At 60.8% G+C, this 16666-nt stretch carries 12 protein-coding genes; 7 read left to right on the plus strand and 5 right to left on the minus strand.

All coding sequences use genetic code 11. From position 1 onward, the window contains the following. Positions 1–17 precede the first annotated feature (17 nt). Positions 18–1997, minus strand: coding sequence for a polysaccharide biosynthesis protein (locus ACP7AP_RS07875; protein WP_426033653.1), 1980 nt, complete (start codon positions 1995–1997; stop codon positions 18–20). Positions 1998–2339: 342 nt separating this feature from the next. On the opposite strand from ACP7AP_RS07875, the gene ACP7AP_RS07880 reads away from it, so the two are divergent. Further along, positions 2340–4631 (plus strand): right-handed parallel beta-helix repeat-containing protein, encoded by a 2292-nt coding sequence (locus tag ACP7AP_RS07880; RefSeq protein ID WP_426033654.1) that lies wholly within the window; start codon positions 2340–2342, stop codon positions 4629–4631. A gap of 51 nt (positions 4632–4682) precedes the next feature. On the opposite strand, the gene ACP7AP_RS07885 is transcribed toward ACP7AP_RS07880, so the two are convergent. Further along, positions 4683–5174, minus strand: a complete 492-nt coding sequence (locus ACP7AP_RS07885; RefSeq protein ID WP_426033655.1) for a HugZ family protein — start codon at positions 5172–5174, stop codon at positions 4683–4685. A gap of 422 nt (positions 5175–5596) precedes the next feature. Between ACP7AP_RS07885 and acs the strand changes: the two genes are divergently transcribed. The 3 genes from acs to ACP7AP_RS07900 all read left to right on the plus strand — a co-directional run bounded on the left by acs (position 5597) and on the right by ACP7AP_RS07900 (position 10260). Further along, entirely contained in the window at positions 5597–7558 is a 1962-nt protein-coding gene (acs, locus tag ACP7AP_RS07890; RefSeq protein ID WP_426033656.1) for an acetate--CoA ligase, read from the plus strand. A 3-nt stretch (positions 7559–7561) separates the two neighbouring features. Further along, positions 7562–8224: an adenylate kinase gene (locus ACP7AP_RS07895; protein WP_426033657.1), complete on the plus strand. Its 663-nt coding sequence runs from the start codon at positions 7562–7564 to the stop codon at positions 8222–8224. A gap of 158 nt (positions 8225–8382) precedes the next feature. Then, entirely contained in the window at positions 8383–10260 is a 1878-nt protein-coding gene (locus ACP7AP_RS07900) for an MFS transporter (RefSeq protein ID WP_426033658.1), read from the plus strand. 100 nt (positions 10261–10360) lie between these two features. On the opposite strand, the gene ACP7AP_RS07905 is transcribed toward ACP7AP_RS07900, so the two are convergent. Further along, positions 10361–10645, minus strand: coding sequence for a hypothetical protein (locus ACP7AP_RS07905; RefSeq protein WP_426033659.1), 285 nt, complete (start codon positions 10643–10645; stop codon positions 10361–10363). 337 nt (positions 10646–10982) lie between these two features. Next, complete coding sequence (gene truA / locus ACP7AP_RS07910) at positions 10983–11759, minus strand: tRNA pseudouridine(38-40) synthase TruA (protein WP_426033660.1); 777 nt, start codon at positions 11757–11759, stop codon at positions 10983–10985. A 111-nt stretch (positions 11760–11870) separates the two neighbouring features. On the opposite strand from truA, the gene ACP7AP_RS07915 reads away from it, so the two are divergent. Then, positions 11871–13277, plus strand: coding sequence for a YcjX family protein (locus tag ACP7AP_RS07915; RefSeq protein WP_426033661.1), 1407 nt, complete (start codon positions 11871–11873; stop codon positions 13275–13277). Positions 13278–13285: 8 nt separating this feature from the next. Then, positions 13286–14311 (plus strand): YcjF family protein, encoded by a 1026-nt coding sequence (locus ACP7AP_RS07920; protein WP_426033733.1) that lies wholly within the window; start codon positions 13286–13288, stop codon positions 14309–14311. 310 nt (positions 14312–14621) lie between these two features. On the opposite strand, the gene argE is transcribed toward ACP7AP_RS07920, so the two are convergent. Next, entirely contained in the window at positions 14622–15941 is a 1320-nt protein-coding gene (argE, locus tag ACP7AP_RS07925; protein WP_426033662.1) for an acetylornithine deacetylase, read from the minus strand. On the opposite strand from argE, the gene ACP7AP_RS07930 reads away from it, so the two are divergent. Then, on the plus strand, positions 15940–16656 hold the full coding sequence (locus ACP7AP_RS07930; protein ID WP_426033663.1) for a hypothetical protein: 717 nt from the start codon (positions 15940–15942) through the stop codon (positions 16654–16656). The genes argE and ACP7AP_RS07930 overlap by 2 nt on opposite strands. Positions 16657–16666 lie beyond the last annotated feature (10 nt).

Genomic DNA, 16666 nt, shown 5'->3' on the forward strand with positions numbered 1-16666 from the left:
CACAGGGCGCAGACTGCTCAGCCATGCACCAAGGTCAGGCGCCGTTGATCGGGGACTTTCTCGGCAGCGACATGAACCTCGTCTTCGCCGGTCCAGAATTGATCGAAGATTTCAATGGTAGGCTGATAGGCCGTTTGCTGATCAATCATGATCTTGCGAATGCGTTCCACATCGTTGCGGTCGCAGGCCTGTGCCAGTTGCACGAGGGCTGCGGACAATTCGTCCAGCGGCTGACGGCGTTCGGTGGCCGACATGATGCGGGGGTGGCTGGTGGATTTCGGATCATTGCCGATCAGCAATTCCTCATGCAGCTTTTCGCCGGGGCGCAGTTTGGTGAACACGATGCCGATCTCGCCCTTGCCGGGTTTTTCCACCACGGGATCGGTGAATATGATCGGCTTAAGCCCATGCAAACGCGCCATTTTCGCGGCAAGTTCAGTGATCAGAACTGGATCGCCCATATCCAGCACGAAGACCTCGCCCCCCTGCGCCATAGCCCCGGCCTGGATCACCAGTTGGGCAGCTTCGGGGATGGTCATGAAGAAGCGGGTAATCTCGGGATGGGTGACGGTGATCGGGCCGCCAGCTTCAATCTGGCGGCGAAACAGCGGAATAACTGAACCGGATGAGCCCAGCACATTGCCAAACCGGACCATGGAAATCGTGGTGCCAGCGTTACGCGGCGCATCGGCAAGCGATTGGCAGACCAGTTCGGCCAAGCGTTTCGATGCGCCCATGATATTGGTCGGGCGCACCGATTTATCCGACGAGATCAGGATGAATGATTTTACCCCGGCGGCAATCGCGGCTTCGGCCAAAGTGGCGGTGCCGAACACGATGTTGCGCACGCCTTCGGCGATATTATGCTCGACCAAAGGCACATGTTTGTAGGCGGCGGCGTGATAGACCGTCTCCACCCCGAAATGCCGCAGAGTGCGATCAACCAGCTGCGCCGATTTGATGCAGCCCAGCACCGGAGACAGCGCCACATTCGAGCGCAGCGCCGCCTGCATCGTCGTCAGTTCTTGCTCGATGGTGTAAAGTGCGAGTTCGGAGATTTCATACAGCACCAGCCGTTTTGGCTTCAGCCGCAGGATCTGACGGCAAAGCTCAGAGCCAATCGAGCCGCCTGCCCCGGTGACCATAACCACTTTGCCGGTAATATTGGCCCCCAACAGTTCGCGTTGCGGCGGCACCGGATCGCGGCCAAGCAGATCTTCAATGCTGATGTCATTGATCTGATCAATGCTGACCTTACCCGTCATAATATCGTCGAGTCCCGGCACGGTCTGGATCAGCAGCGGCTGGATTTCCAGCGATTTCAGGATCTCATTGCGGCGCGCCTTGCTGGCCGAGGGGATCGCCAGCAGCACAACGTTGACGCCGTTGTTGCGGATCAGTGATTCGATCTGCAACGGCGAATACACCATCAAGCCGCCAACATGGGTGCCCTGCGCTTGCGTTGAGTCGTCGATGAACGCCACCGGAACATAGTCGCTGCGCTGATGCAGCACTTGCAACAGCTGTCGCCCTGCCGCCCCTGCGCCATAGATCGCCACGCGTTCCTTGCGGCGGTTTTGCGCATAGTTCACCAGTTCGCGGAAGCCAAAGCGCACGCCACCAACGCTGAAAAAGGTCAGCAGCATGTAAATCAGCGGCACCGCGCGCGGCACCCGCAGATCGGCCAGTTGCGCCACTACCGTCATCGTCACCGCCGAGATCATCGAGCCCATCAGGATGGTGATCAGCGCGCGCCCAGCGATATAGCGCAACACGGCGCGGTAAAACCCCAGCCGCACGAAACTATAAATCGTGACAGGCAGCACCGGAATCAGCACCAGCCAAACCTGCGGGTCGCGCAGAAAACCAAACCCATCCAGCTTAAGCCACATCGCAAGGATGAACATCATCGGCAGCAGCAGCAAATCAACCGCGACCTGAAGCACCCGCTTTTTACCTCGGTTCATCGACAGCATCCGATATACATAAGGGTTCATCTGGGGGTCCTCGGTCAAACAAAAGGCACAAGTTGTCGCAATCAGCTGGATAAAATCTACGATTTATCTCTGGTTTAATAACACAGTCTATCCACAAAAAACAGCGCTCCACACCATCAGATTCATCGGACGGCTCTTTTTTAGGCGGCGGCTTGCCGATGGATGTGGAAATACGCTCCGTAGAATCCGCAGCAAACTCCCCCGTGCCAGCGCGCGCAGCTGTTGGCGGCGGTTAACGCTTTGTCTGTAGCACTTCGGCCTTACGCCCTGCCCAGCCTTCAATTTTTAGCATGGGGCCGCAACGGCTGCGGGTTTAGGGGCAAAACGAGGCGAGGTGACGCGATGAATAAGGCAATTACCCAAGGGCTGGTGCTGATGCCGCCGCCGTTCTCGGCTGGATTGGCGCTGTGGTCGCGCGAGGATGGGTTAAGTGGCCAGGGGTCGTATTTTGGGCAGGCCAATGCGGCTTATGTGCCATCGGATCAGGATTTCGCGGGTTGTCTGGAGTTGCAAAAGACTTCTGCCGTGCAAAAGCTGCGCTGCTTTCAGTCGATCCCGTGTCAGCCGGGGATGTATCTGCGGGTGACCGCGCGGGTGAAGGCGATCAGTGGCGCGCTGCCGACCGTGCGGATTGCGGGTTGGGCGGGGTCAGGCTCTGGCAGCAATGTGACATCTGCCGATCAACAGGGGCCGGATGTGGCGCTGACCGGTTATGGCTCGGTCAAGACGGTGACGGCGATCATCGGCTCGGGCAACCGCCCCGGCGTGGATATGGTCTGGGGCACGGCACCTGCGTTTGGGCATTTCGGGCTTGATCTGACCGGACCGACGGGCGGCGTGGTGCGGATTGACGATATCACCATCGAGGATGTCACCGATGTATTCCATTCCGACATGTTCGACTGGGTGGATGTGCGCGACTATGGCGCGATTGGCGATGGTGTCACCGATGACCGCGCGGCGTTTGATGCCGCGGATACGGCGGCTGTGGGCAAGACAGTGGTGGTGTCGCCGGGGGTTTATTACATCGGCGCGCACCTGACCTTCGAGAACCCGGTGCAGTTTGAGGGCACGCTGGTGATGCCGGATTCCCAGCGCTTGGCCTGCACCCGCAACTATAACCTCGACACCTATGCGGCGGCGTTTGGCAGTGAGCTGGTCGGGTTCAAGAAGGCGTTGCAGGCGTTGTTTTTTTTCACTGACCATGTGACGCTGGATCTGAACGGGCGGCGGGTGGAATTGACAGCCCCGATCGACGTGCAGGCCCTCAGCGGCCTCACCAGCTTTGGCACGCGGCGCAGTTTGGTGAATGGCAATCTGGTGGCTGTGGCGGGTCCAGGCTGGAATACACAGGTGGTGAGTGCTGTTGCCACCTATGCTGTTGCCAATCCATTCACGCTGACAGGCGTGGCCAATATCGCAGCCATTCCCGTGGGCGCGCGGGTCAGCGGCACTGGGGTTGGGCGCGAGGTTTATGTGACCTCAAAAAATGTCGGCACGAGCACAATCACCCTAAGCAGAGCCCTGTGGGCTGCCGCAGGAACCCGCAGCTTCACCTTCACCCGCTATGCCTATATGCTTGATTTCTCGGGATTTACCGAGTTGAAGCGCTTTCAGATCTCAGAGGTTGAATTCACTTGTGGCGGCAATGCCAGCGCGATCAATCTAGCCCTGTCGGGCGCTACGTTTGAGGTGTTCGACTGCGGGTTCCATCTGGTGAAAGACCGCGCCATCACCTCGACCGGCGAAGGGTGTCAGGATCTGCACATCGAGAATTGCCAATTCTACTCAAACGATCAGAACGAGTTGGCGCAGAACCGCACCTCGATCGCCTTCAACACCAATTCCAATGACATCAAAATCCGCAACAACCGGGCGTCGCGGTTTGGGCATTTTGGTGTGGTGGCGGGGTCGAATTCGATCTTTCTGGGTAACCATTTCTTCGGTGGCGACGACACGGCGGCCAACGGCATCCGAAAGGCAGGGGTGGTGCTGACGTTGCCAAACTCGAAAACATTTTTCACCGGAAACTACATCGACAACTGCTTCATCGAGTTGTCGAATGAGCATGATGCCGCGCCAAACTATGCAGATGAATACTCATTTGGTGGGCTGACAATCACTGGCAATACCTTCTTGTGCCAGTATACCGCGCCTTGGTTCGCTTGGATCATGGTGACGCCACGTGGACCTGGGCATTTCATTGCGGGCCTGTCGGTCACGGGCAATGTATTTTATGCGCGCGGCTCGGATATTGACCGGGTAGAGTCGATTGACACCAGCTATGCGACGCTGGAGTTCAATTCATTCCGCAACATCAGCTTCGATCAGAATACCTTCAACGGCGTGACGCAGCGCGCGGTCAGCCCGATGCTGATCGAGCATACGCAGAACACCGTGTCGGACACTTGGGCGGTGAACAGCAACAACCTGCTGCCATTTGGCGGGCGGGCGCGCAATGTCACGGCGGTGGTGGCCGAAGGTGCGATCACCAATGCTGCGGGGGCGGCGCAGTTCGTGGCACCTTATGCGCAAGTCGAACAGGGCGCGGGCGGGCAATTTGCCAATCTGAAATGGCCCAGCCCGGTGAAGGGCCGGGTGCAGGTGACGCTGCGGGTGGATAATCCGGTTTGAAGTTGGGCTGCGAAGGCCATTTCCTCGCCGCCCCGGATCAAGTCCGGGGCGTCAGGGGCGCAGGTCGTCCGCACTGAACCGGAAGGCTTTGCCGAAGCCACCGTTCAGCAGCGCCGATAGCGGCTCCAGCCGCACAAAGGCAAAATCGGGCAGGTCAATGTAAAGGGTCGCCTTCGGGTGGCCCTTTAACCAATGCGCGCGCAGGGCGGGACGGTTGGGATCATCTGGCGCGATGAAGCTGGCCCGCGCCCGGATCATCAGGCGCGGATGCGTCAGCGGATCGCCCTTTTCGCCCGGCTCCCCCAGCATCAGCGCACAAGCGGGGTTGGCGCGCAAAGCCGCCGTGTGCGGGGCAAGGCCCGAGATCAGCGCCATCGGCACGCCCAAGGAGTCTAAACCGAAAGCGATGCGGCTGATACCGGGGGTCTGGGTTTCGGCATCGCTCCACGCCAGCGCGGCGTGATGCGCCTGCATCAAGGACAGCGCCAAGGCGCGGGCTTCTACATCGGCGGCGGCAACGGGATCGGGGCGTTTTTGCGTCATATCGGGCCTTTGAAACCGGGGAGCAGACCTTCGGTGGCAAGATTTGGCTGCAGGACGCTTGCCTTGCGCTTAGCATCCGAATCACCCCTTTGTGAACCGGGCAATCCGCGCAGCCTGCCACAATCCCACGCGCAGCCACAGCCCGCCAAATTGTCCGAGCTTGCCCCCGCCCTTCCCTCCGCGGCCCTTCAACCCTAAGCTGCCAATGTGACGTACCGTAATTTCATTGCCAATTTTCTAAATATTGACAAAATTCACCGCCCGATTTGTCAATTTATTTACAGGAAAATCGCATGAATAAAAAGAGTTACCAAATATTTTACAACTGATCTATGATCGGGTTACAAACGGGGGAGCCCTGCCCCATGCGGCAGGCCGTTGGGACGGGTCGCAAGGCCTGACTGGGAACTGGGGAGAAAGTTATGTCGGACCACGCTGCTGCGCAGAAATATGCGGCTTCAGAAGAATTTATCGCCAATGCGCATGTGAACGCCACAGAATATGCGTCGATGTACGCGGCCTCTGTCGCCGATCCAAGTGCGTTTTGGGCGAAAGAAGGCCAGCGGATTGACTGGATCAAGGATTTCACCCGCGTCAAGGACTCCAATTTCAAGCTCGGCGAAGTCTCGATCAAATGGTTTGACGACGGCACGCTGAACGTTTCCGCCAACTGCATCGACCGCCATATGGTGACCCGCGCCAACCAGACGGCGATCATATGGGAGCCGGATGATCCGAAAACTCCTTCCCTGCACATCAGCTATGCGCAACTGCTGGAAAACACCTCGCGCATGGCGAATGTGCTGAAAGCGCATGGGGTTTCGCGCGGCGACCGCGTGGTGATCTATCTGCCGATGATCCCGGAAGCCGCCTATGCGATGCTGGCTTGTGCGCGGATTGGGGCTATTCATTCCATCGTTTTTGCCGGGTTCTCGCCGGATGCTTTGGCAAACCGGATCAATGATTCCGATGCCAAGGTGGTGATTACGGCTGATTTCGCGCCACGTGGTGGCAAGAAAACCGGGCTGAAGAACAACACCGATGCGGCGCTTTTGCACTGCAATGACCATGTGAAATGCTTGGTGGTCAAACATACCGGCGATCAGACCTCTTGGGTCGATGGCCGCGATATTGATGTGAAGGCCGAGATGGCCGCCGCCAAACCCTATTGCGCCTATGTCGAGATGGGGGCGGAAGATCCGCTGTTCATCCTGTATACTTCGGGCTCCACCGGCAAACCGAAGGGGGTTGTGCATACTTCGGGCGGTTATCTGGTCTATGCCGCGATGACGCAGCAGATCACCTTCGACTACCATGATGGCGACGTGTTCTGGTGTACCGCCGATGTCGGCTGGGTCACCGGCCACAGCTATATCATCTACGGCCCGCTGGCGAATGGCGCGACCACGGTGATGTTTGAAGGTGTGCCGAATTACCCGGATGCCGGGCGGTTCTGGGAGGTCTGCGCCAAGCATAAGGTCAGCCAGTTCTACACCGCGCCCACCGCGATCCGCTCGCTGATGGGGATGGGCCCGGAATGGCCGGCCAAGCACGATCTTTCCAGCCTGAAGCTGTTGGGCTCGGTGGGCGAGCCGATCAACCCCGAGGCTTGGCACTGGTACAACCAGCATGTCGGCAAGGGCCGCTGCCCGATTGTCGATACGTTCTGGCAGACCGAAACCGGCGGCCATCTGATCACGCCTTTGCCGGGGGCTATCCCGCAGAAACCCGGCTCGGCCACCTTGCCGTTCTTTGGTGTAAAACCCATCGTGCTCGATCCGGCGACGGCCAAGGTGCAAACCGATACCGAAACCGATGGCGTGCTCTGCATCGCAGACAGCTGGCCGGGGATGATGCGCACGCTTTGGGGCGATCATGCGCGGTTTGAGGAAGCCTATTTCAGCCAATACCCCGGCTACTACTTTACCGGAGACGGCTGCCGTCGCGACGCCGATGGCTATTACTGGATCACTGGCCGGGTCGATGACGTGATTAACGTCAGCGGTCACCGCATGGGCACGGCAGAGGTGGAAAGCGCCCTCGTCGCCCACCCGAAAGTCGCCGAAGCCGCTGTCGTCGGCTATCCGCATGACATCAAGGGCCAGGGCATCTACGCCTATGTCACCCTGATGCGTGGCGAGGAACCCTCGGACGCTTTGCGCAAAGAGCTTGAGGCTTGGGTGCGCACCGAAATCGGCCCCATCGCCAAGCCCGATCTGATCCAATGGGCCCCCGGCCTGCCGAAAACCCGCTCGGGCAAGATCATGCGCCGTATTTTGCGCAAGATCGCCGAGAATGACTTCGGGGCGTTGGGCGATATTTCCACCCTCGCCGATCCGGCTGTGGTGGAAGAACTGATCGCCAACCGCATGAGCAAGGCGTAAGCGATGGCCCCGGTTCTGATCCTTCTCGGCCCTCCCGGCGCAGGCAAAGGCACTCAAGCCCGCATGCTGGAGGAAGATTTCGGTCTGATCCAGCTGTCCACCGGCGATCTGTTGCGCGCAGCGGTGGCGGCGGGCACTCCGGCAGGCTTGGCCGCGAAAGCCGTGATGGCGGCGGGCGCTTTGGTGTCCGATGACATCGTGCTGGCGATCCTGAAAGACCGCATGGCGCAACCCGATGTGGCAAAGGGCATCATTCTGGATGGCTTTCCGCGCACCTCTGGGCAAGCCGCAGCGCTTGACACATTGCTCGCCGAGAGCGGGCAAAAGATCACCGCCGCGATCAGCCTAGAGGTCGATGATACAGCGATGGTGGGCCGGATCTCGGGCCGCCACACCTGCGCCAGTTGCGGCGAAGGCTACCATGACACCCACAAACGCCCCCACAAGGCAGGCGTTTGTGACAAATGCGGAGGCACGGAATTCAAACGCCGCGCCGACGACAATGCCGAAACGGTGCGCGACAGGTTGACTGCCTATCACGCCCAGACGGCACCGTTGATCGCCTATTACGAGTCCAAAGGCGTTTTGGAACGCATCGACGCGATGGGCCCCATCGCTGACATTCGCCAAAGCCTTGGCCAGATCATAGCCGACATCGCGGCTTAAAGCATACCCCACAGCCGTTGAGGAGCGGCTGCGGGGGATACCAGAACCGGCAGCTCTCGGCTGAACCTTGCCTTGGCAGGGATTGTTCGAGCTTTGCCCGGCTTTGGATTGGGATAGGGAACCGGCGACCAGCGCCGGACAACAAGGGAGGCCACAACATGGCTAGTTTAGCAGACGCGAGTGTACGCTCACGTCCAATGACGGCGGAGGAGCGCAAGGTTATTCTGGCCTCATCCGCCGGTACGATTTTTGAGTGGTATGATTTTTACCTTTACGGCTCGCTCGCCGCGATCATCGGCGCGCAGTTTTTCACACCATACCCCGAAGCCACCCGCAACATCTTCGCGCTGCTGGCCTTCGCCGCAGGCTTCATCGTGCGCCCGTTTGGCGCCTTGGTGTTCGGCAGCATGGGTGACTTGATCGGGCGGAAATATACCTTCCTGATGACGATCCTGATCATGGGTCTGTCGACCTTCTTCGTCGGCATCCTGCCGGGATATCAAAGCTGGGGCATGGCAGCACCCATCATCCTGATCGGCTTGCGGATGCTGCAAGGCTTGGCTTTGGGTGGCGAATACGGCGGCGCGGCTGTCTATGTGGCTGAACACGCACCACAAAACCGTCGTGGCTATTACACCTCGTTCATCCAGACCACTGCGACGCTTGGCTTGCTGTTGTCCCTGGTGGTGATCTTGGTGCTGACGGGCTACGTCAACGGCCACTATCCGACCGTGCCGCAAGTCGGCCTGGACGGTGCGCCGCTTCTGGACGCCAAAGGCGCGCAAGTCATGCTGGAGCCTTGGAAAGCTTGGGGCTGGCGCTTGCCCTTCATCGGGTCGCTCGTCCTGTTGGCGGTGTCGCTGTATATCCGCCTGACCATGCATGAAAGCCCGGCCTTCAAGAAGATGAAGGAAGAGGGTACTGCCTCAAAGGCCCCGCTGCGCGAAGCGTTTGGTCAATGGAAAAACGCCAAAATCGCACTGATCGCACTGTTCGGTCTGACCGCTGGGCAAGCCGTGGTGTGGTACTCGGGCCAGTTCTACGCTTTGTTCTTCTTGCAGAACGTGGTGAAGGTCGACAGCTATTCGGCCAACGTCTTTGTGGCATGGTCGCTGATCCTCGGCACCGGTGGGTTCCTGTTCTTCGGATCGCTGTCGGACCGTATCGGCCGCAAGCCGATCATTCTGGCAGGCTGCCTGATTGCGGCGCTGACCTATTTCCCGGTGTTCAACGCGCTGACCGCAACCGCCAACCCGGCGCTGCACGCAGCACAAACCACACCGGTTTTGGTCACTGCTGACCCGGCGGATTGCTCGTTCCAGTTCAACCCGGTCGGCACCGCCAAGTTCTCCAAATCTTGCGACATTGCCAAAGCCCTGCTGCTGAAAGGCTCGGTCAACTCGACGACCGTCGAGGCGGCGGCTGGCACGATTGCTTCGGTGAAAATCGGCGAAACCGTGATCCCTGCCTATGACGGCAGTGTGAACGGCAAAGCGATTGCCGATGCAAAGGCAGCGCTGGAAACCGTCAAAGCGGGCACCGATCAAGCCGCAACCGATGCAGCGCAAGCCGCACTCGATGCAGCCTCCGGCGTGAAAGCCGGCTTTGAGAAGTCGATTAACGATGCTCTGACCGCAGCGGGCTATCCGCTGGTGGCTGCCGACAATACCACGGTGGCGAAAGTGGGCGGCTTCTTTGACATCTTCACCAAGCAAAACATCAGCGTGGTCGCGATCCTGACCTATCTGATCATTCTGGTGACGATGGTTTACGGCCCGATTGCGGCGATGCTGGTCGAGCTGTTCCCGACCCGCATCCGCTACTCCGGCATGTCGCTGCCCTACCACATCGGCAACGGCTGGTTCGGTGGCTTGCTTCCGGCAACTGCGCTGGCGATCTCGGCACAATCCGGCAACATCTACTCGGGGCTCTGGTATGCCATTGTGGTGGCGCTGGCGACGGTGGTGATCGGCACATTGTTGGTGCCAAACGGCACGCATAAGAAAGACATCTTCTCGGACGCGAACAACCAGTAAGCGGCTGAGGTCTGAAACGGGCAAAGGGCCGGGAGGAAACTCCCGGCCCTTTGCTATGCCAGCCGTTTGATGAGGCGCCGGGTTATTTACCGTGCTGGGGTCAGCGGGCGCGCAGGCGCTGATACAGCGTCCATGCCGCCAGAATAACCGCCAACCAAATCACATTGGCCACAATCCCCACCCCGATGGCGGTCGCCATCGGCACCGGCAGTTGCGCCTGCGCCGTCAGCGGCAGCAACACCGCCACAAACACCGCGCCAATGGCCAGCGGAACGATCACCCCCGAAGCCGCCCGCGTGCGCAGCATGGTGATGAACAACGCGATCAAAAGCCCGATGCGGAATGGGTCGGACAGATGAGACAACAGCAGATCGGGAAGGGTCATAGAGGCTCCAATGCTTTTTCCCTTGATAGGCGACAGAGCCGGGTAGGTCTAGCAGCCGCTGCGCGCTGCATCCGCCAAGCCGGGGGCCAGCCCCCGAACCCCCGGGATACTTGAGCAGAGAGGATGACCAATAACGTTAATCCACTTTTAACTCGAATCGCTCAAACTCGAATGGCGGTACAGGCGGGGACGCCGATGACCGACAGAGGGGATGACGCCCCGCGGCAAGATTAGTTCTCCCGTCGGGGCGTCTGAACCAACTATGGTCATCCTCTCTGCTCAAATATCCTCGGGGTCCGGGGGTGAGCCCCCGGCTTGGCCGATGCAAGGCGCAGCCTTACAGTCCTGCGAACGGGTCCACCGGATAGCACACCCCGGTCATATACAGCCCATCGGGTGGCGACACAGGCCCGCAAGCTGTGCGGTCCGCCGCCTCTAGCGCCAGTCCAACCTGATCCGGGGCCCAAGCCCCCGCCCCCACCCGCTCCAGCGTGCCGACGATTGAGCGCACTTGATTGTGCAGGAAACTCCGCGCCCGCAGGGTGAAGCGGTATTCCACCCCGGCGGGATAGGGCACCGTCACAATCGACACCTCATCCAGCGTTTTGACCGGGCTGGCCGCCTGACAATAGGTCGAGCGGAACGTGGTGAAATCATGCTTGCCGATCAGATGCGCCGCCCCCGCCCGCATCGCGTCCACATCCAACGGCGCATGCACCCGCCACACCCGGCCCTTATCATGCGTCGCAGGCGCGCGCCGGGCCACCAGCCGGAACAGATAGCGCCGCTCGTGGGCCGAGAATCTTGCGTGAAAATCATCCTCCACCCGCACCACCGCCAGCACCGCCACCGGTGCGGGGCGCAGATGCGCGTTCAGCGCCGAGGCGAGCCGAAAGCAGTCCCAATCCTTGACCAGATCGCAATGCGCCACCTGCCCGGTGGCATGCACCCCGGAATCCGTCCGTCCGGCGGCGGCAATCGTATGCGGCCCCGGCTCCAGCCGCGACAGCGCCGCTTCAATCGCGCCCTGCACCGTCAACTGCCCGCCCGCTTGGCGCTGCCAGCCGTTGAACGGACCTCCGTCATAGTCGATGAGCATGGCATATCTGGGCATATCGGTGAGTTACCGCGCCGATAGCTTCCTGTCCATGCTTTGAGAACGGGTCCTGCCTTCCAAAACCGGGCCACGCCGCCTATGTTCACCCCAGCAGAAGGATGATCACAGGTGTTTTCCGGCCTAACCCACGGCATTGCCCGGCAAATTGAGGCCGCAGCCTCGGCCTTGACCGGCTACGAACCCATCCTGCGCATCGGCGTCACCGGGTTGTCGCGCGCCGGAAAAACCGTGTTCATCACCAGCCTTGTCGCCAACCTGCTCGACCGCGCCCGGATGCCGCAACTGGCAGCGGCAGCACAAAACCGCATCGAGGCGGTCTATCTGCAACCGCAGCCCGACGACACCCTGCCGCGCTTTGCCTTTGAAGACCACCTCGCCGCGATGACCGGGGACGACCCACGCTGGCCGCAATCCACCCGTGCGATATCCGAGCTGCGGCTGTCCTTCCGCACCCGCCCCGGCGGTTTCATCAACAGCTTTGCCGGCCCCCGCACCCTGCATGTCGATATCGTCGACTACCCTGGCGAATGGCTTTTAGACCTTGCTTTGCTGGATAAATCCTACACCGAATGGTCAGAAGACACCCTGCACCGCATCGCCAAACGCGCCGAGGCTGCCGATTTCATGGCCCATGCCCGCGCCGAGGATGGCTCGCTTCGCCTTGAAGAACCACGTGCCGCAGCCCTCGCCGCCCATTTCACCGATTACCTCAAAGCCGCCCGCGCCGCAGGCTGGTCCGATTGCACCCCCGGTCGCTTCCTTCTGCCCGGTGATCTCGCAGGCTCACCGGTGCTCACCTTTGCGCCCCTGCCCGCGCCTACCAACACCCCCCGCAACAGCCTGTGGCGCGAGATGCAGCGCCGCTATGACGCCTATAAATCCCGCGTCATCCAGCCGTTCTTCCGCGAGCATTTCGCCAAAATCGACCGCCAGATCGTCCTCGTCGATGTGCTGTCCGCTCTGCACCAAGGCCCGCAAGCCGTGGAAGACCTGCGCCGCACCATGGCCGATGTGCTGGATGCCTTTCGCCCCGGCCGCAATGGCTGGCTGACGGGTATCCTCGGCGGAAAACGAGTTGAAAAAATCCTGTTCGCCGCCACCAAAGCCGACCATTTGCACCACCACCAGCACCCCGCCCTGACCGGGATCATGCGCGCCATGCTGCGCGAAGCCGTCAGCCGCGCCGATTTCGCAGGCGCGCAGACCGCGGCGATCTCGATGGCAAGCCTGCGCTGCACCGTGGAAGAAACCGTTCTGCGTGAAGGCGTTAGCCTCGATGCTGTACGGGGTCGCCTGCTGTCCAATGGCAAACAAGCGGTGATGTATCCGGGTCAGTTGCCAGCCGATCCCACCCGCCTGCTGTCGCCCGCCCGTGAGGGTGCCGAAAAATGGCTCGACGCCGATTATGCCCTGATGGAATTTGCCCCGGCCCGCACAATTCTGCGCCCCGGCGAAGGCCCGCCGCATATCCGGCTGGACCGCGCCGCCGAATTCCTGATCGGAGACCGCTTGTGAGCCTGCATCTGAACGAGTCTCCCCCCAATGACCGGGCCCGCCTGCACGGCCCCTTGGTGCAGGAATATGACGGTGACGCCGCCGACCCCGGCATGGCCGATGCCGTGCCCGATGCTGGGGCCGCCCGTGCTTTGCACACTGCGGCCTTCCTTGCCCAGCGCCGGGATTCTGGCTTCACCCGCTTTGCGCTTTGGGTGTTCGGCAGCCTGTTCACGCTGGTGCTGTCGGTGTCGGCGTGGAACTTTGTCACCGGACTTTTCAGCGCAAACACCGCGCTGGGCTGGTTCGCCTTCACCCTGCTGATCCTCGCTCTGCTCATAGTGCTGGTGCTCGCGGGCAAGGAACTGCTGGCGTTCTCCCGCATGGCCCGCCTCGATAAACTCCGTGTTGCCGCAGCCGAAGCCCGCGTAAGCGCCGATCTGAAAGCCGCCCGCGCTGTCACCGCCAGCTTGGTCAGCCTCTATGCCGACCGCGCCGATACCGCTTGGGGCCGCAGCCGTCTGGCAGAACGTGAAGCCGATGTGTTCGACGCCGATGCTTTGCTGTCGCTGGCCGAGGTCGAACTGATGGCTCCCTTGGATCGCGCTGCACTGGCCGAGGTCGAAGCCGCAGCGCGCCAAGTCGCCATTGTCACCGCCTTCGTGCCGCTGGCTTTGGCCGATGTGGCAACAGCACTCTATTCCAACCTGAAACTGATCCGCCGCCTGTCCGAAATCTACGGAGGCCGCTCTGGCAGCATCGGCAGCTTCCGCCTGATGCGCCGGGTGTTCTCAGCCCTGCTGGGCGCGGGCGCGATTGCCCTGGCCGATGATCTGATCGGCTCGGTGGCTTCGGGCGGTATCCTCGCCAAACTGTCGCGGCGCTTTGGCGAAGGCGTGGTAAACGGCGCTTTGACCGCGCGGGTTGGCTTGGCCGCGATGGAGCTGTCGCGCCCGATGCCCTTCGTGGCCCTGCCGCGACCGGGGACCTCGGCGACCACCAGCCGGGCCTTGGCGGGGTTGTTCGGGCGGGGTGAGAAAACTGAGGAAACCTGACGCAACGATCGTCGCTCTTACCCGATTTGTCCGTCGACAAATCGGGCCGCGCCTGCCTGCCCCCGGCAGGCGCGAAATCGCGCCAGCCAGTCAGGCGCGCCCCGATTTCCAACCCATAGTCTGCTGTATATATCCCCTTGCGCGACGGCGTTCCGCCTTACGCAACGCACCGGAAAACTCTGCCCCGCAGAGTTTTCTCTCGGCGCGGGGACAGTCCTGAAATCGCCCAAAGGTTAAAAATGTCCTAAATCGACATATCTAACCTTTTCATTATAAACATATAAAAAAGGTCCCGAGTTGGGACCACCGCCTAAAACCCAACCTCACAGCGATCCACCAATTCCGCCAACATCGCGCGGCACCGCTCGATCTGCTCGACCGAGACAAATTCATCCGGCTTGTGCCCCTGCGCCATCGACCCCGGCCCGCAGATCACCGTCGGGATGCCGAGGCGGGCGTCAAACAACCCGCCCTCGGTGCCAAACGCCACCTTGATCGTGCCATTCGCCCCGGTCAGCGATTTGACAAAATTCACCACCGCCGCATCCGAAGCCGTCCCCAACCCCGGATAATCCCACAGCCGTTCAATCCTGATCTCTGCCTCAGGAAACTCGCCCCGCAAAGGCGCCACAATCGCCTGGGCTCCCGCCCGCAGATCCGCGATCAAGGCATCGGTATCTTCCCCCGCCAAACTGCGGATTTCAAAGTCGATCACGGCGGAGTTCGGCACGATATTCACCTGCACCCCCCCGTTCAACTTACCCACATGCAGCGTCGAATAAGGCACATCATAATCGCCATCCCGCAACCCCGCCACCGCCACCCTTGCCTGCAACCCCCGCACCACGCCGATAAAATCCGCCGCCAGATGCAGCGCGTTCAGGGCCAGCGGTGCCAGTGCCGAATGGCCCTCGCGCCCTACACAGCTCGCCCGCAACGCGATCTTGCCCTTGTGGCCGGTGGCCACCTGCATCGCCGTCGGCTCGCCCACGATACACATCCGGGGCCGCACAGGGGCCGCCTCCAGCATCTCAATCAAACTGCGCACCCCCATGCAGCCGATTTCCTCGTCATAAGACAGCGCCAGATGCAGCGGCACTTTCAGCGGCCGTTTGGCGGCGAGAAGCACCGCCTCAATCGCGCAGGCCGCAAAGCCCTTCATATCGGCAGCCCCCCGGCCATAGTAGCGCGCGTCTTTTTCGGTCAGCGCAAAAGGCGGCACGGTCCACGCTTGGCCTTCCACCGGAACCACATCGGTATGGCCCGACAGCATCACTCCGGCCCGGTCTTGCGGCCCGATCGTGGCGTAGAGGTTAGCCTTGCCGCCGGATGGATCGGGGATCAGAGTGGAGTCAATGCCAGCCTCGGCCAGCAGGTCTTGCACATAGCCCATCAACGCGATGTTCGGCTTAGAGCTGACCGTGTCAAAACTCAGCAACCGTTCCAAAATCGCACGCATCTGGGTCTCCTTTTTATGCAAGCAGGCTAGCGCGAAGCCGCGAGAGGGGAAAGGCTGGGAACGACGGATGTGACACGATTTGTCACGCGGAAGCCCCTTCCCAAACGCCCGGCTTCCTGCCAAATTCAACGCATATCGCCCGCAAGGGCCCCAACCGATTGGACAGAGCATGACATTGAAAGCGCTTTTCCCCGCCCTTGCCACCACCGCTTTGGTGGCTTTGTGCCTGCCTGCCTTCGCGCAGACCGCCACGACGGAAGCCCCGGCTGCGGCGAAGGGGCCGAATGTGAAATCCTCGGCGACTGGCACCAAGGGGGCGGTGGCGACCTTCGCGATGGCGCAGGATCTTTATACTTTGGGTATGGCCAACAAGGACGCGCTAACGGTTTTGACGGCGGCGAAGCTGGCGGGATCGGTGGAGGTGAAAGAGGTTGAGCGCAAGAAAGAGACTAAGGGCACCGAACTGGCGGGCGAGACCGAGGGCAAGGATCTGCCGGTGGATGCGGCCACGATGATGGCCTCGGCGAAGGAGCTCGCGGGCGAGGATGAGGTGCTGGCGGGGCTGGTCGAGGATGCGATGGTGGAGACTGGGCGCGGCCGGGTTGGCGGGGCTTCTTCTACCCTGTCGCGGCTGCCTGCGGGACAGACCGATACTTGGGAGGTGCCGTTTTATGGTGACAGCTATGCCGAACTGGCCGTGGTCGGCGACGGCGATTCCAACCTCGACGTTCTCGTCACCGATGAAAGCGGCAACACGATTTGCTATGATGTAAGCTGGTCCGACAAGATTTACTGCGACTTCGTGCCCGCTTGGAACGGGTATTTTTATGTGACGGTGCAGAATAATGGCGCGTCTCGAAACAGCTATTACTTGATGACGAACTGAACGGATTTCA

Source organism: Cypionkella sp. TWP1-2-1b2 (genome assembly GCF_049896245.1).
Classification (GTDB): domain Bacteria; phylum Pseudomonadota; class Alphaproteobacteria; order Rhodobacterales; family Rhodobacteraceae; genus Cypionkella.

Bases quoted from the DNA above. Each gene is read 5' to 3' on its own strand.
- ACP7AP_RS07885 (WP_426033655.1), bottom strand. From the start codon at position 5,174: ATGACGCAAAAACGCCCCGATCCCGTTGCCGCCGCCGATGTAGAAGCC.
- ACP7AP_RS07880 (WP_426033654.1), top strand. From the start codon at position 2,340: ATGAATAAGGCAATTACCCAAGGGCTGGTGCTGATGCCGCCGCCGTTC.
- ACP7AP_RS07875 (WP_426033653.1), bottom strand. From the start codon at position 1,997: ATGAACCCTTATGTATATCGGATGCTGTCGATGAACCGAGGTAAAAAG.
- truA (WP_426033660.1), bottom strand. From the start codon at position 11,759: ATGCCCAGATATGCCATGCTCATCGACTATGACGGAGGTCCGTTCAAC.
- ACP7AP_RS07905 (WP_426033659.1), bottom strand. From the start codon at position 10,645: ATGACCCTTCCCGATCTGCTGTTGTCTCATCTGTCCGACCCATTCCGC.
- ACP7AP_RS07900 (WP_426033658.1), top strand. From the start codon at position 8,383: ATGGCTAGTTTAGCAGACGCGAGTGTACGCTCACGTCCAATGACGGCG.
- argE (WP_426033662.1), bottom strand. From the start codon at position 15,941: ATGCTCTGTCCAATCGGTTGGGGCCCTTGCGGGCGATATGCGTTGAAT.
- ACP7AP_RS07895 (WP_426033657.1), top strand. From the start codon at position 7,562: ATGGCCCCGGTTCTGATCCTTCTCGGCCCTCCCGGCGCAGGCAAAGGC.
- acs (WP_426033656.1), top strand. From the start codon at position 5,597: ATGTCGGACCACGCTGCTGCGCAGAAATATGCGGCTTCAGAAGAATTT.
- ACP7AP_RS07930 (WP_426033663.1), top strand. From the start codon at position 15,940: ATGACATTGAAAGCGCTTTTCCCCGCCCTTGCCACCACCGCTTTGGTG.